At 65.9% G+C, this 18875-nt stretch carries 17 protein-coding genes; 7 read left to right on the top strand and 10 right to left on the bottom strand.

All coding sequences use genetic code 11. The features are described from left to right. Positions 1–28 precede the first annotated feature (28 nt). Entirely contained in the window at positions 29–1021 is a 993-nt protein-coding gene (locus tag ACK4SV_RS05525; RefSeq protein ID WP_409916809.1) for a cation diffusion facilitator family transporter, read from the bottom strand. Between the two features lie 97 nt (positions 1022–1118). On the opposite strand from ACK4SV_RS05525, the gene ACK4SV_RS05520 reads away from it, so the two are divergent. The 5 genes from ACK4SV_RS05520 (at position 1119) to ACK4SV_RS05500 (ending at position 6836) form a co-directional block, all read left to right on the top strand. Next, entirely contained in the window at positions 1119–1844 is a 726-nt protein-coding gene (locus tag ACK4SV_RS05520; RefSeq protein ID WP_409916808.1) for a VOC family protein, read from the top strand. Positions 1845–1969: 125 nt separating this feature from the next. Next, positions 1970–2596: a TetR/AcrR family transcriptional regulator gene (locus ACK4SV_RS05515; protein WP_409916807.1), complete on the top strand. Its 627-nt coding sequence runs from the start codon at positions 1970–1972 to the stop codon at positions 2594–2596. A 104-nt stretch (positions 2597–2700) separates the two neighbouring features. After that, positions 2701–3738, top strand: a complete 1038-nt coding sequence (locus tag ACK4SV_RS05510) for an alpha/beta hydrolase (RefSeq protein ID WP_409916806.1) — start codon at positions 2701–2703, stop codon at positions 3736–3738. Positions 3739–3757: 19 nt separating this feature from the next. Continuing rightward, positions 3758–4732, top strand: coding sequence for an NADPH:quinone oxidoreductase family protein (locus ACK4SV_RS05505; RefSeq protein WP_409916805.1), 975 nt, complete (start codon positions 3758–3760; stop codon positions 4730–4732). Between the two features lie 301 nt (positions 4733–5033). Beyond that, on the top strand, positions 5034–6836 hold the full coding sequence (locus ACK4SV_RS05500; RefSeq protein ID WP_409916804.1) for a toll/interleukin-1 receptor domain-containing protein: 1803 nt from the start codon (positions 5034–5036) through the stop codon (positions 6834–6836). 81 nt (positions 6837–6917) lie between these two features. Here ACK4SV_RS05500 and ACK4SV_RS05495 read toward each other — a convergent pair whose 3' ends face one another. The 7 genes from ACK4SV_RS05495 to ACK4SV_RS05465 form a co-directional block, all read right to left on the bottom strand. Continuing rightward, entirely contained in the window at positions 6918–7919 is a 1002-nt protein-coding gene (locus tag ACK4SV_RS05495; protein ID WP_409916803.1) for a DUF4231 domain-containing protein, read from the bottom strand. A 34-nt stretch (positions 7920–7953) separates the two neighbouring features. Continuing rightward, a complete protein-coding gene (locus ACK4SV_RS05490; RefSeq protein ID WP_409916802.1) occupies positions 7954–8856 on the bottom strand; it encodes an SDR family oxidoreductase in 903 nt (300 codons plus the stop codon). Positions 8857–8935: 79 nt separating this feature from the next. After that, positions 8936–9328 (bottom strand): hypothetical protein, encoded by a 393-nt coding sequence (locus tag ACK4SV_RS05485; RefSeq protein WP_409916801.1) that lies wholly within the window; start codon positions 9326–9328, stop codon positions 8936–8938. 68 nt (positions 9329–9396) lie between these two features. Next, positions 9397–10236, bottom strand: a complete 840-nt coding sequence (locus ACK4SV_RS05480; RefSeq protein WP_409916800.1) for a mechanosensitive ion channel family protein — start codon at positions 10234–10236, stop codon at positions 9397–9399. Between the two features lie 90 nt (positions 10237–10326). Then, positions 10327–11508, bottom strand: coding sequence for a mechanosensitive ion channel domain-containing protein (locus ACK4SV_RS05475; protein WP_409916799.1), 1182 nt, complete (start codon positions 11506–11508; stop codon positions 10327–10329). Then, on the bottom strand, positions 11508–12266 hold the full coding sequence (locus ACK4SV_RS05470) for a hypothetical protein (RefSeq protein ID WP_409916798.1): 759 nt from the start codon (positions 12264–12266) through the stop codon (positions 11508–11510). The genes ACK4SV_RS05475 and ACK4SV_RS05470 overlap by 1 nt, the downstream gene beginning before the upstream one ends. An 85-nt stretch (positions 12267–12351) precedes the next feature. After that, a complete protein-coding gene (locus ACK4SV_RS05465) occupies positions 12352–13572 on the bottom strand; it encodes a trypsin-like serine protease (RefSeq protein ID WP_409916797.1) in 1221 nt (406 codons plus the stop codon). Positions 13573–13728: 156 nt separating this feature from the next. On the opposite strand from ACK4SV_RS05465, the gene ACK4SV_RS05460 reads away from it, so the two are divergent. Continuing rightward, positions 13729–15237, top strand: coding sequence for a serine hydrolase domain-containing protein (locus ACK4SV_RS05460; RefSeq protein ID WP_409916796.1), 1509 nt, complete (start codon positions 13729–13731; stop codon positions 15235–15237). Positions 15238–15250: 13 nt separating this feature from the next. Here ACK4SV_RS05460 and ACK4SV_RS05455 read toward each other — a convergent pair whose 3' ends face one another. Beyond that, complete coding sequence (locus ACK4SV_RS05455) at positions 15251–17086, bottom strand: hypothetical protein (protein ID WP_409916795.1); 1836 nt, start codon at positions 17084–17086, stop codon at positions 15251–15253. A gap of 86 nt (positions 17087–17172) precedes the next feature. Next, positions 17173–17868, bottom strand: coding sequence for a hypothetical protein (locus ACK4SV_RS05450; protein ID WP_409916794.1), 696 nt, complete (start codon positions 17866–17868; stop codon positions 17173–17175). A gap of 133 nt (positions 17869–18001) precedes the next feature. Here ACK4SV_RS05450 and ACK4SV_RS05445 point away from each other — a divergent pair. After that, on the top strand, positions 18002–18875 hold an 874-nt coding region (locus ACK4SV_RS05445), incomplete at its 3' end, for a DEAD/DEAH box helicase (protein ID WP_409916793.1).

Below are 18875 nucleotides of genomic sequence, written 5' to 3'. Positions count from 1 at the left end.
AAGCGCACCGGCGCAGGCTGCAAGGCGGCTATTCCGCGCTCGTCAGCACTTCCACGGTGGCGTGGGACACCTTGAAGGTATGGGCGAGGCGGGCCTTCACGTCGCGGCGCAGCTGTTCGGCGCTTGCCCCCGGCGCGGCGGTCACCTCCAGCGTCACCAGCGGGCGCGACTCGGTCAGCGCCCAGGCGTGCACATGCGCAACCTTCGCCACGCCCGGCACATGCGCCGTCAGGTCCGCGATGATTGCTGCCGGCTCCAGCCCCGGCGGCGTGCCTTCCAAGAGGATATGGCCTGCCTGCCGTGCAATCCTGATGCCCGCAAAGGCCACGAGGATCGCCACCAGCACCGACAGGATCGGATCGGCCAGCACCCAGCCTGTCCACAGGATGATCCCCGCCGCGACAATCGCCGCGACCGAGCCGAGCAGGTCGCCCGCCACATGCCACAGGGCGCCCTTGAGGTTCAGGTCGTCGGTATCTCCGCCATGCAGGATACGGAAGGCGATGATGTTGATGAGGAGCCCGCCCGCCGCGATGCCCAGCATCACGCCGCCCATGATTTCCACAGGCTCCAGGATGCGGTGAATGGCCTCCCAGACGATCCAGCCCGCGAGGATCACCAGCAGGATGCCGTTGGTGAACGCCGCCAGGATCTTCATTCGCGCAAAGCCGTAGGAGCGTGCCGCGTCCGCCGGCCGCTCGCCCAGCTTGTAGCCTAGCCAGGCCAGCAGCAGGGAGCCGGTATCCGTCAGCATGTGCGCCGCATCGGCAATCAGCGCCAGCGAGCCGGAAATCACGCCGCCAACGACCTCCGCGATCATGAACGTGCCCGTCAGCACTGCGGCAAGGGCGACCCGCCGGCGCGAATCCGCCGTCGTCATGTCCGAATGATGCTCATGATGAGGGTGGCCGGCATGGTCATGATCATGCGCCAGCCCGTGCGCATGGGCATGGGCATGTGCGCTGCCGGGGGCCGCGACGTCCGGGGCCGTGCAATCCGGGGGAGGCTTCTGCTCGCTCATCTTGCCTCCGGCGTGCCCTGCGGCGCGGGGAAAATCAATGCGCGCGTGATAGCAATACCTGCGTATTGCCTTAGGCTGGGGGGCGGAGGAATTGCCCATGACAAACCCGCCCCGCCTGCGCCAGCTGGTGATTGCCGCCCGTTCGCTGGAGACAGCTGACCAACTCGCCCAAGTGCTGAGCCTCGGCACGCCCTATATCGACCCCGGTGTTGGGGAGTTCGGCCTCGTAAACCGGGTGTACGCCCTCGGCGACCAGTTCCTTGAGGTCGTCGTGCCGGTGGCCGAAACTGCGCCTGCCGCCCGCTTCATCGCCCGCGGCGGGGAAGGGGGCTATATGGCGATCTTCCAGACAGACGATATCGCGGCCACCCGCGCGCGCGCTGACGCCGCCGGTATCCGCCGGGTCTGGAACATTGACCTGCCGGACATATCCGCCAGCCACCTCCACCCGGCGGATGTTGGCGCCGCGATTGTGTCGATTGACGAGGCCCGTCCGGCAGAAAGCTGGCGCTGGGGCGGCCCGGACTGGCAGAAGAACGCCGTTCCCGGGCGGCTGACCGGCGCGGTGCTGACCAGCAATGACCCCGCCCGTCTCGCCGCCCGCTGGGCGCAGGGTCTCGGCGTGGAAGCCAATGGCGGCCTCGTGAAGATCGCCGACGCAGACCTGATGATCCATCCGGGACCGGTGGACCGGCTGGCCCGTTTCCGACTTGCCATCCCGGACGCCGCCGAGGCGGCCGCTCGCGCGATCCGGCTGGGTCTTGAAGTCGTCGACAACGAGTTGCGGCTGGCAGGCGTGGGGCTGGTCCTCGAGCAGGCCTGAGACAGGACCCGCAGATCGGCGGATTGGGCGGGGCGCCGTTGCACCCCCCCCCAAGTACAAACTACAAAGTTGACGCCTCGTGACGCCTCGGGCAGGGTGGTAGCGTATTCAGGAAAGGCCAATTCATGTCAGACACCGCCGACAGTATCAGCCGCAGCGGCAAGCGCGCCAGCACCAAGGCCGCAAACCGCCGCGCGATCCTGGAGGCGGGCCGGCGGGTGTTCGCGCGGATCGGCTTTGAGGCGACCACCGTGCGCGACATTATCCGCGAAACGGAACTCGCCTCCGGCACATTCTATAACTACTTCAAGTCGAAGGAAGAGGTGTTCCAGGCGATTGCCGAGGACTCCACCCAGCGCTTCCGGGCGCACCTGTCGGATGTGCGGGCGCGGGCCTCGACGCTGGAAGAGTATATCGAGAACGCGTTCCGGGCCTATTTCAGCTTCATCGCGCGCGAGAATGAAGAAGCGATCGCCTGCGGCGCGCCCCACCTGGCCCTCGTCGGCGTGCGTGTCGATACGCCGGAGATGGAGGCGGTGGCCGAGGAAATCCGCGCCGATATCGAGCGCGCGCTGAACACCGAAGCGGCCGCCGGGCTCGACATCGAATACCTTACCGCCGCAGCCATCGGCATGGCGCGGGAGATGGGCGACTACATGCTGCAGCGCCGCCCGGTGGATGTGGAGGGGGCGACACGCTTTGCGGTCGGCCTCGTCATCGGCGGCGCACGGGCGATGATGGAGCAGCGCTGAAGCGGACGCCGCTGGGGAACCCCTTGGCGGAGACGGCAAAACCCGCCAGACTTTCCCGATCGAAATACGGCCAGAACCAAAACCGGTATCTCGGAGGGAAACCCATGAGCTTGCAGCGGACGATCGCCAAGGCAATAGCCAGCCTGCCGGGGGGCATGATCGTGTCGATGTCCGGCGGCAAGCCGCTCACCGTTGCCGGGCGCACGCTGGAGCCGCAATTGCAACTGATGGCGTGGAACGGGCGCAATGCGCCGCCGCTGTCGTCGCTGCCGGCGGAGGTGGTTCAGGCGGCGGTGAAGGCGCAGCTGGACCTGTTTGCCGATCAATTGCCCGCGGGCGTGGCGACGGAAGATTTTGATATTCCGGGTCCGGACGGTAACCGGATCCCAGTGCGGTCTTACCGGCCGGAGGGACAGAACCCGGCACACCCGCTGATCGTGTTCTTTCATTTCGGTGGCGGGGTCATCGGCGATATGGAGACCTGCCATGCCTTCTGCGGGATGCTGGCGAAGGGGGCGAAGGCGCCCGTGCTGTCGGTGGAGTATCGCCTCGCGCCGCAGCATATCTTTCCGGCGGGGCTGAACGATTGCATTGCGGCGTATGAGTGGGGCGTCGCGAATACTACGCGCTTTGGCGCGCCGGAGGGCAGGGCCGCTGTGGGCGGCGACAGTATGGGGGGAAACTTCTCCGCCATCATCAGCCAGCGGATGAAGCGCGAGGGCAAGACGATCCCCGCGCTGCAGCTCTTGATCTATCCGGCGATCGACATTTCGAAACATTATCCGTCCAAGGATCTGTTTGCGCGGAATTTCTCGCTGAGCCAGGACACGATGGACTGGTTCATGCAGCAATACCTGCCCAAGGGGTTTGACTATACTGACCTCAATGTCTCGCCGGGGCAGGAGACGGACCTTTCGGGCCTGCCGCCGGCGGTCGTGATCACGGCGGGGCATGACCCGCTGGTGGATGAGGGCGATGAATATGCCGCGCGGCTGAAAGGCGCGGGCGTGAAGGTGATGCACAAGCGGTATGACCATCTCGCCCATGCCTTCACGGCCTTCACCTTCATGTCGCCGGGATCGAAGGCGGCGTGCGCGGAAATTGCCGGAATGGTCCACGACATGTTCGCCGGCAAGGCATGATGCGCGCGGGAGCGAGGCGATGAAGGCGCTCGTCTGCCAGAGGCTTGAGGCCGATTTCGCCGGAGTGGTGCTTGAAGACCAGCCCGTGCCGGAGCCCGGTCCGGGCGAGGTGCGCGTAGCGGTGAAGGCCGCGAGCCTCAATTTTCCCGATCTTCTGATGACGGAGGGAAAATACCAGTTCCGCCCGGAGCTTCCTTTCGTGTTGGGCATGGAATTTTCCGGCATTGTTGACGCGGTCGGCGAAGGTGTGACCGGCTGGGCGCAGGGCGATGCGGTGGTCGGCGGGGCCAAGACGGGCGCGTTTGCCGGCTTTGCGCTGGCACCGGCGGCGGTGCTGAGGAAGAAGCCCGAGGCACTTACCCATGCGGAGGCGTCGGCATTCAGCGCGGCGTATCTGACGGCCTATGTGGCGCTGGTGCGGCGGGCGAACCTGCAGCCGGGCGAGACATTGCTCGTACACGGAGCAAGCGGCGGCGTCGGTCTCGCCGCTGTCGATATGGGCAAGCTCCTTGGCGCGACAGTGATCGCGACATCAGCCTCAGATGCAAAGCTGGACGCCGTGGTCGCGCGCGGAGCGGATTATGCGCTGAATGTGCGCCAGGGCTTCCGCGAACGGGTGAAGGCGCTGACCGGCGGGCGCGGCGCAGACGTGATCTATGATCCCGTCGGCGGGGATGTGTTCGATGAGAGTGTGCGCTGTATCGCCTTTGACGGCCGGCTTCTGGTCATCGGCTTTACCTCGGGGCGGATACCGTCCGTGGACGTCAACATGCCGCTGATCAAGGGCTTCTCTGTGGTTGGTGTCCGGGCGGGCGAATATGGGCGCAGGTTTCCGGAGCGCGGGCGCGAGAATATGGACACGATCTGGCGCTGGGCCGCCGAAGGCAAGCTGAAGCCGCACATCCATGCCGAAGTTCCGCTCACCGACTGGCGGCGGGCGTTCGCCATGATGCGCGGGCGGGAAGTTGTCGGGAAGGTTGTGATCGTGCCGTAAAGGCCCTCACCTCCCATCGCTTCTCGATGGGGCCCTGCTCTCCCGCGAGCGAGACCACTGCAAAACCCATCGTTCTTGTCACCCCGACAAAATTCGGGGGCGAGTTGAGACTTGTCCTGCTTCGCTTTTCTGTCTCCCGACACTCTTTGAGATGACATGAAACGAACAGGTCAGGGCGGAACTGGAACTTTCGCAGCCTCTCCCACGAGTGGGAGAGGGGTGAAGGGGTTCGCATTTGAACACCGCTTGCCAGCTGAACTGGGTGGGTGCAGGGTTTTCTGCGTAGTGCGAGGGGACAGCGGTGGCGAAGGGTGTTTTCGTCAGTTACCGGCGGGATGATGCGGCCCATATCACCGGGCGCATTCATGATGCGTTGGTGGCGCGGCTGGGGCAGGCGCGCGTGTTCATGGATGTCGACAGCGTGGCGCCGGGCGAGGATTTCGTCCGCAAGATCCGCGATACGATTGCCGCCTCTGATGTGTTCCTCGTCATCATCGGGCCGGGCTGGCTGGAGGCGCGGACGGCCGCCGGGCAGCGGCGGATCGACCTGCCGGGGGATTTCGTGCGCATCGAGGTGGCCGCGGCGTTGGCGCAGGGGCTGAAGATCATCCCGGTGCTGGTGGACGGGGCAAACATGCCGCGTGCGGAGGATTTGCCGGAGGATGTGGCGCAGCTGACGCGGCACAATGCGGTGTTCCTGAGCCATGCGACATTCAAGCGGGACATGGACGCACTGGCCGGCGGCATTGCGCGGCCGGGGGCGCTGCAGTGGCTGGCCTCGCCGCAGGGGCTCGCGCTGCTGGCGGGCGGGCTGGCGCTGGCGGCGCTGGCAATGGTGATAACGCGCGGGCCAGGCGAAGACGCCGGCGCGCCGTTGGTGGCCGGGGCGGTGAGCGCGGTGTCGCTGGCAGAAGGGTCCGACATGAGCGGGCGGACGCGGTTTGTTTCCAGCAATGGCTTTCGCAGCGAGCGCGGCAGCGATGGCCGGCTGGTGATTGCGGCCGATATTCCGTACCGGGACCGTGTGCATGAGGCGGGCGAAATCACCGGGCTGGCCTTCATGGGATCGCCCTTCGTGGCGGAGGCGGCGGAGCTGGACGTGACGGTGACAAACCGGGGCGATGCGGCGCTGGCGATCCGGGAAATCCAGTTCGAGGTGGTCTCGGCCGAGCCGGACCTGAGGGCGTTGCCGGTGATCCGGGAGGCCGAGATCGACTACCGCCTGATGCGGATCGTCAATGAGGGCTGGGGGCCGATGGAACCGGTCCTGGTACGGATCGACCAGTGGGGCCTGCCGGAGAAGGATTTTGGCCGTGTGATGCGGATGTGGCGGGGCACTGTCTCGGTGATGGACCCGTGCGCGGAGCCGTCGCGGCGCCTACCGGGGCCGGGCGACTGGCTGGAAGCGGTGCCGAGAGAGGCAGGATTTCCGGACCTGGAAGTGGAGCTCGGCGAGGCTGTACCGGCGGCCTATGATAGCGAGGCGTTTGTATGCGCTTCGGGCGAGTTGCAGTATTCCTCGCTGGGGGAGGTGCGCAAAGCGGTGTTCCGGGCGCGGGTGTCGAACGAGCTGCCGAGGTCGATCGTGGCTTCGCCCGGCATGCTGATGCACGATCTCTACCTTGATCCGGAGCGGGAGGGGTATGTGGCGATTGTGCCAGCCTCGTTCGAGGTGCCGGCGGGGGAAACGGTCACGGTACGGATCGTTGTGCGGACGGACAAGTCCACGGTTTTCTCTCTGGTCCAGCGGCTGCGCACGGCGGATGGGCGCATCGTGCCGGGGGAGGCGCTCGGGCTGGAATTTTTCGTACCTTCGCGGGGCGGCGTGATTTCGATGCTGAACCCGGAGCGGATGGCCGATGTGCCGGTCGAGTTCCTGGCCGGGGTACGCGGGGTGCCGGACGTGGTTTCGGCGCAATATGATCCGCAGGGGAACAATGCAGCCATCATCGATCTTGCCGGGGAAATGGTGCGGCCGGACTGCGAGCGGTTCGCGCGGCATGTGTCGGGGCGTCTTGGGCGGGTGACGGGCAGGGGTGAGGCGGAGGTGTTTGTTTACGGGCCGGATGACATCTGGATGTGCGGCTGGCCGGTGCAGGACTAGGACGCCGGGTCCCTGTGTCCTGGTTTCTTGTTTGTCGCGGCGCTTTTCCGAAAACAGGTTCCCAGTTTTCGGAACGCCACTTCAGAGCCGGTAGTTGATCGTCTTGGCGGCGTCGCAGAATTGTTCGAGTTCGCCGAGCGCGATGCGTTCCATGGCGGGGACGAAGGCATGGAGGCCGGCGCCCGTGTCCATGCTGGCTGTGACGCGGGCGATGTCTTCGCGGTAGCGCACGAAGCGGGCGGCGGAGGGCTCGGTCAGCGAGGCATTGTCGAGCACGAGTTTCGACAGCGAGGCGACGAAGCAGGAGATGGCGAGGAAATCGACCCAGGCGCTGATCGGCATGGCGGGCACGACCTTGGAGAGCAGCGAGAGCAGGACGAGGACGGCGCCGGCGAAATAGATGAGGTCGGCGGCGGAGTGGAAGAAGCGGCGGTTGTGGCGCAGGCGATGGAGCTCTGACAGGGCGTAGCGGTCCTGATAGAGTGTACGCAGTTCGCGATAGGCGGTGGTGGCTTCGGCGATGAGGACTGGATCGCCGGGCTTAGGCGGCGGGCCGGGATCGGCGACGAGTTTTTCCGGTACGAAATTCTCGAACATCGAGATGCCGGCATTCACTTCCTCGGCGAGCTTTGCGAGTTCGGCGCTGGAGAAGGCGGCGGTGCGGGCTTCAAGGTCTGCGGCGCTGCTGGCGCCGGCGGCGTGGGCATAGGCCTGGAACTTGATGGAGCGCAGGCGCTCGCACGCAAACCGGTTGATCAGCCATGTGCTGCGCAGGCGCGCGGCGAGCATATAGACCTGCGCGCTGACGCCGAGGGCGGCGGCGATGGCGACGAGGATGGCGATCCATGAGGGCGCCGCGCCGCGGAACAGGAGTGTCTCGGCAATGGTGTAGATCGCCGCGCCGCTGATGAAGACGACGGAGGCGAGGCCGAGCCGGTGATAAGCGCGCTTGGCGCGCACCGAGAGGGCTTCGTGCCGGTTGAAGGCCTCGTCCACCGGGGCGTTCGTCAGGAGGGCGGTGATGGCCGGAAAGCGCGCCCGCATTTCGGGCGTTGGGAACATGTCCCGGTTCGCGACCTGCATGGATGCCCCCCCTGACGCGCCAGCCGGGGTGAGCTTACACCGTCCGTTTAGCCCTGTCTTGGGCGTTGGTGGCTTCGATGGCCTGGCGGGCCGCGTTCCATTGTTCGTCGCCCCAGGCGGTCAGCATGCTGAAGTTTCCGCCTGAGGCGTTATACATGGCGCCGTCGATGGCGATGGTCTGGCCGTTCACATATTCGCAGCCGGGCGCCATCAGGAGGACGGCGAGATTGACGAGTTCGTGCATCTCTCCGACGCGGCCCATCGGGTTGGCGACGCCCCGGTCCATGCTGGAGCCCATATCCGTATCCGGAGAAAGCCGCTTGGACATGCCTTCGGTCGGGAAGGGGCCGGGCGCAATCGCGTTGAAGCGCAGGCCATAGCGGCCCCATTCGATGGCGAGCGACTGGGTCATGACATTCACGCCGGCCTTCGACATGGCCGAGGGCACAACGAAGGGCCCGCCATTCCAGACCCATGTTGTGAGGATGGAGCAGACATTGCCTTTGAGTTTCTGCTCGATCCAGCGCTTGCCGATATCGTGCGTCATGTAAAACGTGCCGCGGAAGACGATGTTGGAGATGGCATCAAAGCCGCGGATGGAGAGATCTTCCGTACGCGAAATGAAATTGCCCGCCGCATTATTGATGAGGCCGGTGAGGGGGCCGTGCTTGGCCCAGATATGGTCGTTCATTTCTGTGATGGCTTCGGCGACGCGGATATCGCAGGCATGGGGCACGACCTTGCCGCCATGCTTGCCCATGAGTTCTGCGGCGGTTTCCTCGCACACGCCGCCGCGCCGGCCGCAGATGTGGACTTCGGCGCCGAGCTTTAGGAAGCCTTCGGCCATTTCCTTGCCAAGGCCCGTGCCGCCGCCGGTGACGAGGATACGCTCGCCCGCCATCAGGCCGTCCTTGAACATGAGCTTCGAAGTGTCCATTGCCGTATCCTCCCGGTTTCGCGTTGGGGGGAGTATAGGCCGCCGGGGGGAGGCCGCCAGCGGGAACGTCGCGGCAGGCTTATTTCCGGAATGGAAGGCTGACGAGGCGCCAGAGGATCCAGAGCGGCAGGACGACCAGGGCGCCGGCGAGGGCAGGCTGCCAGAAATTGCGCAGGGCCCAGCCGAGCGCGGCAAAGGACTGGCTGACGATCGCGCCAAAAGCCTCACCCGGATCGAAGCCCGGATTCCGGGGATCGAAATTTGAGGCCATGACAAAGAAGCCGGTGAGGATGCAGAGGCCGAGCAGTTTTATCGCGCCCCAGAAGGAGATGCCGAAGAGGCGCTGGACCAGCGGGCGGGGCGGGGCTGCCTCTGCCGCCGGCGGCGCCTGGGCGGGAACCTGGGCCGGAACCTCGGGGGTTGCCGGGGCCGGCGCATCTGTTTCAGGGGGCGGATCGGCCGGGCGGGTCATGGGGCCATGATACCTGCCCGGCCGGGCGCCGGGAAGCGGGCCTGTCAGAGGGCCAGTCATAGGGTCAGTCAGGCGGCGTCTGCGCCGGGCTTGGTGACCAGCGTGCGGTGCGGGTAGGGGATGGAGATGCCCTCACGGTCGAAGGCTTCCTTGACGCGCTTGGTCAGGTCGAAAGTGACATCCCAGTAGTCAGGCGCGGCGACCCAGCTGCGGGTGGCGATATCGACGGAACTATCACCAAGGCGAACGACCTTCACGAAGGGTTCCGGATCCCGCCGGATACGCTCATCGGCCTCAATGACCCGGCGGATGATGCTCAGGGCCTTGTCCATGTCGTCGTCATAGTCGATCCCGAAGGTGACATCCACGCGGCGGGTTTCGTAGCCGGAGAAATTGCGGATGACCCCGGCGATGGCCTGGCTGTTGGGGACGAGGACCTTGATATTGTCCGGCGTGGCGAGGACGGTCTGGAAGAGGTTGATGTCGCGCACCGTGCCGGAGACGCCGGCCGCGTCGATGAAATCGCCGAGCTTGTAGGGGCGGAAGACCATGATCATGACGCCGGAGGCGATATTGCCAAGGGCGCCCTGCATCGACAGGCCGATGGCGAGGGTGAGCGCCCCAAGGACCGCGACGAAGCTGGTCGCCTCGACCCCGAAGACCTGCAGGACGGCGATGAACACCGCTGCCGTGGTGCCCCAGCGCACGAGGGAGGCGAAGAAGCTGCCGAGCGTGTCGTCGATATGCGGGTTCTTTTTCGTCTGTTCTCGGACGGTGCGGCCGAGCCAGCTGGCAACGCGCAGGCCGATGATCAGCAGGACAAGCGCACCGATGGCGCGCAGGCCGAAGGGCAGGACATAGGGTTCAAGCGTCGCCCACAAGGCGGCGGGGTCAATGGTCTCTGGCATGGAATACTCCTGTCTGGCCGAGGCGAAGCGGGCGCAGGGCGCCGCGCTCACGCGCTCCGGCATCAGGGCTGGCGCAGGGCCGGCCCGGTTTCAGTCGCCGCCTTCATCGTCCGGCGGCTCATAGGCGCGGGGCTTGTCGTCATAGAGGGCGCCTTCCCGCAATTTCTTCGGCTTGCCCTCGATCTGGTATTCGACCGCATGCGGATAGGGGATGATAATGCCCTCGCGGTCAAAGGCCTGCTTGACGGCCTTGTTGATATCGGCGCGGACCTGGACGAAGTCGACGGTTGCGGTCCAGGCGCGCAGGCGCAACTTGACGCTCCAGTCATCGAGCGAATGCACCCCGGTCCAGATGTTCATATAGGACACGACATTGGGATGGCCATCGGCGGCGTTCTTGAGCACGTCGAGGGCATGGTCGAGATCATCGTCATAGGAGACGGAGAAATACATATCGAGCCGCCGGTAGGGCTGGAGGGTGTGGTTGATCAGGGGCGAGCCCCAGACCTTGTCATTGGTGACCGAAACGATCTTGTTGTCGATCTGCTTCAGCGAGGTGGTGAAGGGCGTGATGTTCGTGATCTCGCCATCGAGGCCGGCGAGGGTGACGAAGTCGCCGATGCGGAACGGGCGGAAGAGGGCGAGCATGACGCCAGCGGCGACAGATTTCAACGTGTCCTGCAGCGCGAGGCCGATGGCGAGGCCGGCGGCGCCGAGCACAGCGGCGAGCGAGGCAGCGGGGAAGCCGAGTTGCACGAGGGCGAGGACAATCGCGACGGCGAAGATGATGTATTTGATCAGCGAGGCGCTGAAGGCGATCAGCGTGTCATCTGCCCCGGCGCGGGAGTGGGCCTTCTCACCGAAGCGGCGCAGCGCCTTGGCGATGGAATTCGCGATCAGGATGGCGAGGACAAAGATGATGACAGCGGAGAAGGCGCCGGGGCCGCGTGTCTCGATCAGGGTGCGCCAGTCAAAGCCCGCAAGGCCGAGCGGCAGGGGCGACATCAGGATGAAGGCGAAGACGCGCGCGATGGAGGCGCTGAAATCCCAGACCGAGCCTTCGAACTCCTTGTCCTTCGGAGTCAGGCGCCGCCCTGCAAACTGGACGGCGAACTTGACCAGCGAGGCGATGAACCAGATCAGCGCAACCGAGATCAGCACCAGCGTCCATTTCAGGATCTGTGGCCAGGTCGCAGCGAGCCAGCCGGGCCAGCCGGTCGTGTCGAGCGTTATGTAGGCGAGCAGCCAGCTGGCATCGGTCAGGTCGGTCATCAGGCCGGTTTAGCGAGGTTTGCGCCGCGCGTCAGCCTCCAGACGAGCAGGAGCACAAGGTAGCCTGCTGCGACATGTCCGATGAGGTGCATACCGGTTTCCAGCCAGTTGTGCATCGCGATGCCGAGAAGGCCCCAGCCGGCGGCGGCGAAAAACCAGAGCGCGGGGCTGATGAAGCGTGTGTAGAGGACGCCGAGGGCGCCGGCAGTGAGGAGGGTGGTCCAGACCATCGGCCAGGCATGGTCGGTCGGGCCAATGGTCGTCAGGCTGCGGATCGTGAGGGGGACCGAGATGGCGGTGGCGACCGAAATCCACCCCGAAAGGAGCCCGCTGGCCGCTTCGGCAAAACGGAAGGCCAGCGAACGCTCGCCCCCGGCATTGATCCGGGCCGCGATGCGGGCCGCTGTCCAGCTGGCAGCCAGGATCGGGAACAGGATGAGGAAGTCGAGCGGCTGGTAGACGACCAGCTGCGCGGTCAGCATCCAGAGGATGTTGAGAAGACCGGCGGCGAGGAGCGGCAGGCCGAAGCGGGTAAGCCAGGCTGGCGGGCGGATCAGAGCGGCGGCGCCAAATGCGATATAGGCCGCAAAGATCACGCTCCAGATCGAGAAGAAAGCAGGCAAGGGCTGGTCCGGCATGTCCTGTCCGGATGTGGCCGCGCCGATGGGCGTGCCGATGCCGAAGGCGGGCGCGAGCGCGCCGGCCAGCGGCTGTGCGATCCCTGTGAGGAGGATCAGGAAGGCTAAGAGGCGCGCCATGGGCAGCCGGATCCTCGCATGCGGGCAACAGGCCCGTCTGCGAGGTCATATATCCGGCGGCAAGGCCCGGTCCAGCGCCTGGCTGTCAGCGGCAGGCGGCGGGGTCGGTCTCGCAGAGCGACATGACCGAGGAGATCCAGCCGGCATAGCCCTGCAGGCTGATATAACGTCCGGAATACTCACCCTCGCAGAAATTGCCTGTGGTGCGGTTCTGCTCGACGACCGAGAGGATGCCGATGGCGGTGCGGGTGCCGTCGGCTTCGGTGACGAAGAGGGGGCCCCCGCTGTCGCCGATGCACGGGCCCGCGCCATTTCGGCTGCGCACGGTGATGGCGGCGGGGCCGGCACTGGTCAGCTCAAGGCCGGTGGCGAGCAGCTGGCTGGACAGCGGGCCGCCGAACCGGGTGACGCCCCAGCCGGCCATTTCCGCTTCAGGATAGTTTACAGGGGCAAGCGGCAGGCGCGTTTCGCCAAAGCGGGCTGCGGGGACGGCTTCCAGCGCCGCCACCTGCTCGTCTGACAGGCGGATCAGGGCGATGTCATTGGCGTACCCGTTGGCGGTGCCCTTATAACCCGCATGGCACACAGCGCCGATTGCGGGCACGCGGCGGGCTTCCGGGCTGCGCAGGTCCTCGGCCGCGCCGATCAGCCCGATTTCGTCATAGGGCTGGTCCACACAGTGCGCGGCGGTGACGAACCAGTTCTGAGAAATGCGCAGGGCGCCGCAATGGCCGGTGGCAGTCGCGCCGGTCGGTTCGGTCCGGCGGGGCTCTAGCTTGACGATGCCAGGGAAGGCGCTGAGCCGGGCGGCGAGGGCATTAACGGCCTCTACCCCAACGACAGGATCCTCGATCTCGGTCGCGCCGGCGACCATGGCGACGGTTGGCGTGGGAGCAGCATCTTCCGGCAGGGCGCAGCGCATGGCGTTGATCTGGCCGAGGCTCATCGCCGCGAGGGCGGCTGGCTGGACGTCAGTGCCGGCCTCCGCATCCGAAGCTGGATCGTCGCCGCCGGCCTCTGCGCCGGGCGCTTCACCGTCTTCATCCGTTCCGGTCGTGTCAGCCTCGGCGAGAAGCGTCTCAGGCTCCCCGGCTTCCGGCGCGTTGGCAAGGTCTGCTGTATCGGCAGATTGCACAGGCGGCTCTTCAACGGCTGCAGGCGGGGCAACGCTGCGGGGGGCAGCTTCGGGCACGGCGCGCAGCGGCGCTTTCGGTTCCGGCGCATTGCCCGGCAGGCGCACCTGATCGCAGCCAGCGAGGAGAATGAAAGCGGCGCTCGCGCCAAGGAGCAGGTTCAAGTACCGCATGTCCGATGGTCCCCTTCTGAAAACATCGCGGATCGGCATAAAGGCTGTTCAGGGGGCCGGGGTCAACCGCCCGCAGAGGCAGGCCAACTGCCGCAGCGGGCTTGGCCCGGGCGGGTGGGCAGGTAAAACCTTGCTCAGTAACCGGAGTCCAAAGACATGCCCCACCTGCGCCCCGTCCTTGCGGCCATGATCCTGCCGCTTGCTCTCGTCCTGCCAGCGGTATCGCAGGAGACCGGAACCACGGCTGTCACCCGATCGGCACTGGCGGCTGGCTGGAAGGCGTCCTTCCTCTGCTCCGGCGTCTTTGTCGCGGGCCAGAGCCCGGAAACAGTCGACCGCAACGAACTTTCAGGCATCTATCCGGACTATATCAGCACGTTCGATGCGCTGCCTGACGCCGAGATCGACCAGACGCGCCGCCTCGTATCCGTCCGCTATTCGCCCACCATGCCGCCAAGGATTGCGGCTTACCGTCCGGGGTTCGGGTGCACACAGCTGCCGATCGGGGCGGGGGAAGAGGCGATTGCCTTCCTGCCGCGTTTCTCATCCTGGCCGGCCGTGAACGGGCAGGATCGGGGCAGCGCCATCGGTTCGAATGTTCGGGTTGAGCTCCGGCTGGAAGACGCCGAGCGGCTGGAAAACCCGATGACTGCAGCCTTTGACGAAAGCACCTATGGCATCGGCACGCGCACCAGCGCCGTCGTCATCGCGCGCGGCGGTCAGGTCGTTGCCGAACGCTACGGCCGGGGAGTCACCCACGAAACCCCGCAGCGCACCTGGTCTGCAGGCAAGGCCCTCACAGCAACGATCATCGGTGCAGCGCGCGAGCAGGGCAAGATCGGAATTGACCATCCGTCCGTCATCGAGGCGTGGAACCACGGGGCAGACCCGCGCCGGGACATCACGCTGCGGCACCTGCTGCACATGGCCAGCGGCCTCGATAGCGGCGACAATGGCTCACGCACCGACCGGCTGTATTTCGGGGGTGGGCGCGTGGTCGACCAGGCCGCCCGCAATGTGCTGGAGGCCGAACCCGGCAAACGCTTCAGATATGCAAACAATGACACGGTCATCATCATGCGCGCCTTGCGGGAAGCCATGAAGGATGATGGCGCGTTCCACCGCTTCCCGTATGAGGGCCTCCTGAACCGGATCGGCGCGCTGCGCACGACGCTGGAAGTCGACTGGAATGGCGACTTTATTTCCTCAAGCCAGGTCTGGGCCACGGCGCGCGATCTTGCCCGTCTGGGCCAGCTCTACCTGCAGGACGGGATGTGGGGGAATGAGCGCATTCTGGCAGAGGGCTGGGCAGAATTCGTGGCGACGCCTGCCCCCGCCCAGCCAGCCAGCGGAGCGGCGTATGGCGCGCAGTTCTGGATCATGAATGATGTGCCCGGCGTGCCGGCGGGCACCTTTTATGCCGCTGGCAATCGCGGGCAGTATGTTGTGATCCTGCCGGCGCTGAACGCCGTTGTGGTCCGCCAGGGCCATGATGTCATCGGCGGCGCCCGTTTTGACATCAATGCCTTCACACTTGATGTGGTGCGCGCGCTGCAGGCCGCAGATGAAGACCGCCTGGCAGCGGCAGAAGCGCTGCGCCGCCAGGCAGAAGAAGAGAATGAGCGTGCGGCGACGCCGCGCTTGCCGCTGATCCGGCGCAACTGATCGCAGCGCGCGCCTACCGGGCCGGTGGGGTGTGCGTGATCGTCAGGCCGAACAGGTTGACGATGCCGGACGGTGTCTCCGTGCCCGGGCCGTTCAGGTGATCGGCTTTAACCGGCTTTTTCGGATCCATCCGGACGGAGAATGTGCCGCCCTGCGTGACAAACCGGGAAAGAGCCGCAATCCACGCCCGGGCTTCCGGCACTTCAGCTGCCGCGGCGCCCGCTCCCATCGACATGAGGGCAGACGCCGTCATGCGCAGGCCATCCGGCGTCTGGCCAGCAAAGGACGCGAGCGACGGGTCATCAACATAGCCGGAATTGGCGAGTTCGATGATCAGGCTGGCGATCGCGTTCAGCCCGCCGATATCGGTCATCGTGAACTCGCCGCGGCGCAGGGCTGTGGTCTTCTCGAACAGGCTGCCGATCACTTCCTCGTCCGGTGAGGTGCCGTCCGGCCCAAATGCCGGGACGAGGGCGGCATATGACGGAAGGTTCATATCGAAGCGCAGGAGGCCCCGGAACAGGTTATCGTTGAAGCCGCGGCTTTCGATCAGGCCCTCGCCGGTTTCGGAATTCCAGCGCAGGTCCAGCATGCCATCGCCGCTGAATTTGGACAGGCCGACGCGTTCCAGCAGCGCAGCGATGTCTGCCGGGCGCGGCTGGCCCTCGGCAATCGGAACTCCGGCGGTCAGTTCTTCGGTGAAGTTGAGGAAGCCCCCGATATCGACGGTGAGGCCCTGATAACCCAGGCTGATGCGTTCCGGCATGAACCAGGCGAATTCGTCGGCGGTCATCTCCATCCGGCCGACGCTGAACAGCGGCTGGCCGTTGAGGTCGAACTCCATGTCATCGAGCACATACCGCCCGAAGCTAAAGAGATTGCGCTCAGTTATCGGGGGCAGCTCCCCGCGCTCACCCCAGGCGAGGAGGTTCGAAAAGTCGAGCCCGGTCCAGCCGCCATAGCCGCCGCGGCCGCTCATGTGGAAAGCGCCGAGCTCCGATCCTTCCGGGGTGAGGCCATCGACACCATAGTCGAAATTGAAGCTGAAGCCCGTCTGGTATTGGCCCTCGATCCTGCCGCGATCATAGCCAGTGAGCAGGGTGCGAGGATAGCTGTAGAAAATATCCCCGGAGATTTCATCGGTCTCGACAGATTGCGTGCTCACAACATCTTCAAAGAGCAGGGTTTCGAGCGAGAAGCTGCGGGCAATGGCGGAGAGAAGCCGGATCGCTGCAACCCCCGCGTCTTCGCCCTCGGTCGCGCTGTGCGTCCACGGGTGCAGCGTCAGGCCTCCAAGGACGACACGGCTCACCGCCAAATCCGCGTCCTGATAAATGACCTGGCTCGAATCCGGGGAGATTTCGGCGGTGACGTCCTGAACCGTATTGCTGAGATCGGTGATGTCGAAGTTCACACCGGAGAGCTCGATCCGGTCGAAGACACGGATGGTCTCGCCGAGGCGTTCCCCGCGCAAACGGGCCGCGAGGGCTGCGCTGTCGAAGCCCCAGGCAAGGGCGGAATCCGCCGTCATGAAGGGCTTCGGCGCGTTGGGGTCGAGTGTCAGGGCGATGCCGCTCAGCTGCCAGGCGCCGGTGGCGGCATCAGGAGCAGAAGAATTAAAAGTCAGGGAGACTGCGTCTCCGGTCAGGGCAGCAAGGCTCGCGGCATCGAAGGCGGGCGCGCCGGCACGCGGGGCCGGGCGGCGCAGCGCTGCTTCGAAGAGTGTGTCGGCGGTCTGGGCGAGCTCGGACGTTGGCGGAAAGTATGTGCTCTGTGCAAAACCGGTTACCGGCGCTGCAGCCAGCACGAGCGAGAGGGCACCCGCCTTAAGCTTCGAAACAAATGACATTCTGGATACCTCCCGCAACTTCAGGAGGCACCTGTGCGGCAGGTATCGGGCAGTTTCAAGGCATGGCGGGGCAGGTGCCGGGAATTTCAGCGTGAGCCGGTGCCGCTCACAGGGGCGGGCCGCAGGTTCGAAATGCGGCGCGATTCATCCTGGTTGAAGGACTGCATCATGGCCGAGCCGGCGAGGCGCATCCGGTAGGTCTCGACATGGGTGCGGCCATCCGGGGCGGGTTTGCAGGTGACCTCCAGGCTGAAGGAATCGACCTTCGCGGCAAGGTTCGGCTTGAAGGACCGGGGGGCAGACATCTGGTAGCTGAAGATCTGGCCGCTGGCGGTGTCGATGACTGCCGTGGCTTCGAGATGGCGATAGGCGCTGGCGATGTCGTTGCTGTCGTCCGGACCGGGCAGGGGTGTGAAGCGGTAGGTCGCGCGCCCGCCGGCTTCAGAGACGCGCCGGGCATTTGCGGGAATGTTGGCGGCAAAGCCGCTGCACCAGATTTCGCCGGTGGTGCGCGCCTTCAGGCGTTCGGCGCGGCTTGCGGCATCGCCCGTGAGGCTTGCGGGATCGGGGCTGAAGGCGGTGACGCGCTGGCCTTCGGGGCGGCTCTGGTCGACGGTCATCTGGAAGCGCTCGCTGCCGCGTTCATAGACCATGTCGAGGATGTAGGGCGGGCCTTCCTTGCTGGCGGTGCGGGCGCGCTCCAGCACGGCGTCTGCAGCCGCCGGCAGGGCTGTTGCTGTCAGGCTGGTGAGGATCAGGCAGGTCAGCGGGGATAAGCGCATGGGACGGGTCCGTTGATTGGGGCGGCGCTGGGGAGAAAGAACAGCGCGACGATATTGCGGGGCCAGAAAAAAGAAAGGGCGGCAGGCGGCGCCTTGCCTTGGTTTAATCCGGGGCTGGTTTAATCTTGGGTGAATGGATGGTTCATCCCCCCTGACATTCCGGTTGCCGGCGCGCTTTGAGGCATGGTTTGCGGCGCGCGGCTGGTCGCCCCGGCCGCACCAGCTGGCGCTGGCGGAAGCAACGCTGCGCGGGGAAAGCGCGCTGCTGATCGCGCCAACGGGCGGGGGCAAGACGCTGGCGGGGTTCCTGGGGAGCCTGGTGGAGCTCGCCAGGCCCTCACCCCCAACCCCCTCTCCCTTGAGGGAGAGGGGACTTACGAGCGAAGCGCAGGCGCAGCCGCCCGGCGCCGCAGGCGGCGGAGCAGCGGCGAGCACTTCAAGCAAACGCCCGAGATTACAAACGCTCTACATCTCCCCCCTGAAAGCGCTGGCGGCGGACGTGGCGCGCAACCTCATGCTGCCGGTGGCGGAGATGGGGCTCGATATCCGCATCGAGACGCGGACGGGGGATACGGCGAGCCATGTGCGCCAGCGCCAGCGCAAATCGCCGCCCGACATCCTGCTGACAACGCCGGAACAGTTGGCGCTGCTGATCGCGTCGGACCATGCGGCGGCATTCTTTGCGGATCTGCGCTGTGTGATCATCGACGAGATCCACGCGCTGGCGCCGTCGAAGCGGGGAGACCTGCTGGCGCTGGGGCTGGCGACGCTGGCGGAATGGGCGCCGGAGTGCCGGTTCATCGGATTGTCCGCGACGGTGCGGGAGCCGGAGGTGCTGGCAGGGTGGCTGGATGTGCGGGTACGGGGGGCTTCGGAGGGCGAGGGGACTGCAACCCCTCTCCCTCTCAGGGGGAGAGGGGCAGGGGTGAGGGGGCAGAGGCGGGACGCAGCGCCTGCCGCGAGCCCCTCACCCCCAACCCCCGCTCCCGGGCGGGAGAGGGGGCTTG

This window comes from Hyphomonas sp. (assembly GCF_046313735.1).
Lineage (GTDB): Bacteria > Pseudomonadota > Alphaproteobacteria > Caulobacterales > Hyphomonadaceae > Hyphomonas.
This window is presented reverse-complemented; position numbering and strand designations above follow the sequence as displayed.

What these genes read in the sequence shown, in the direction of transcription:
- ACK4SV_RS05510 (WP_409916806.1), top strand. Translation starts at nt 2,701, where the DNA reads ATGAGCTTGCAGCGGACGATCGCCAAGGCAATAGCCAGCCTGCCGGGG.
- ACK4SV_RS05515 (WP_409916807.1), top strand. Translation starts at nt 1,970, where the DNA reads ATGTCAGACACCGCCGACAGTATCAGCCGCAGCGGCAAGCGCGCCAGC.
- ACK4SV_RS05455 (WP_409916795.1), bottom strand. Translation starts at nt 17,086, where the DNA reads ATGTCATTTGTTTCGAAGCTTAAGGCGGGTGCCCTCTCGCTCGTGCTG.
- ACK4SV_RS05465 (WP_409916797.1), bottom strand. Translation starts at nt 13,572, where the DNA reads ATGCGGTACTTGAACCTGCTCCTTGGCGCGAGCGCCGCTTTCATTCTC.
- ACK4SV_RS05480 (WP_409916800.1), bottom strand. Translation starts at nt 10,236, where the DNA reads ATGCCAGAGACCATTGACCCCGCCGCCTTGTGGGCGACGCTTGAACCC.
- ACK4SV_RS05495 (WP_409916803.1), bottom strand. Translation starts at nt 7,919, where the DNA reads ATGCAGGTCGCGAACCGGGACATGTTCCCAACGCCCGAAATGCGGGCG.
- ACK4SV_RS05485 (WP_409916801.1), bottom strand. Translation starts at nt 9,328, where the DNA reads ATGACCCGCCCGGCCGATCCGCCCCCTGAAACAGATGCGCCGGCCCCG.
- ACK4SV_RS05525 (WP_409916809.1), bottom strand. Translation starts at nt 1,021, where the DNA reads ATGAGCGAGCAGAAGCCTCCCCCGGATTGCACGGCCCCGGACGTCGCG.
- ACK4SV_RS05470 (WP_409916798.1), bottom strand. Translation starts at nt 12,266, where the DNA reads ATGGCGCGCCTCTTAGCCTTCCTGATCCTCCTCACAGGGATCGCACAG.
- ACK4SV_RS05490 (WP_409916802.1), bottom strand. Translation starts at nt 8,856, where the DNA reads ATGGACACTTCGAAGCTCATGTTCAAGGACGGCCTGATGGCGGGCGAG.
- ACK4SV_RS05475 (WP_409916799.1), bottom strand. Translation starts at nt 11,508, where the DNA reads ATGACCGACCTGACCGATGCCAGCTGGCTGCTCGCCTACATAACGCTC.
- ACK4SV_RS05505 (WP_409916805.1), top strand. Translation starts at nt 3,758, where the DNA reads ATGAAGGCGCTCGTCTGCCAGAGGCTTGAGGCCGATTTCGCCGGAGTG.
- ACK4SV_RS05450 (WP_409916794.1), bottom strand. Translation starts at nt 17,868, where the DNA reads ATGCGCTTATCCCCGCTGACCTGCCTGATCCTCACCAGCCTGACAGCA.
- ACK4SV_RS05520 (WP_409916808.1), top strand. Translation starts at nt 1,119, where the DNA reads ATGACAAACCCGCCCCGCCTGCGCCAGCTGGTGATTGCCGCCCGTTCG.
- ACK4SV_RS05460 (WP_409916796.1), top strand. Translation starts at nt 13,729, where the DNA reads ATGCCCCACCTGCGCCCCGTCCTTGCGGCCATGATCCTGCCGCTTGCT.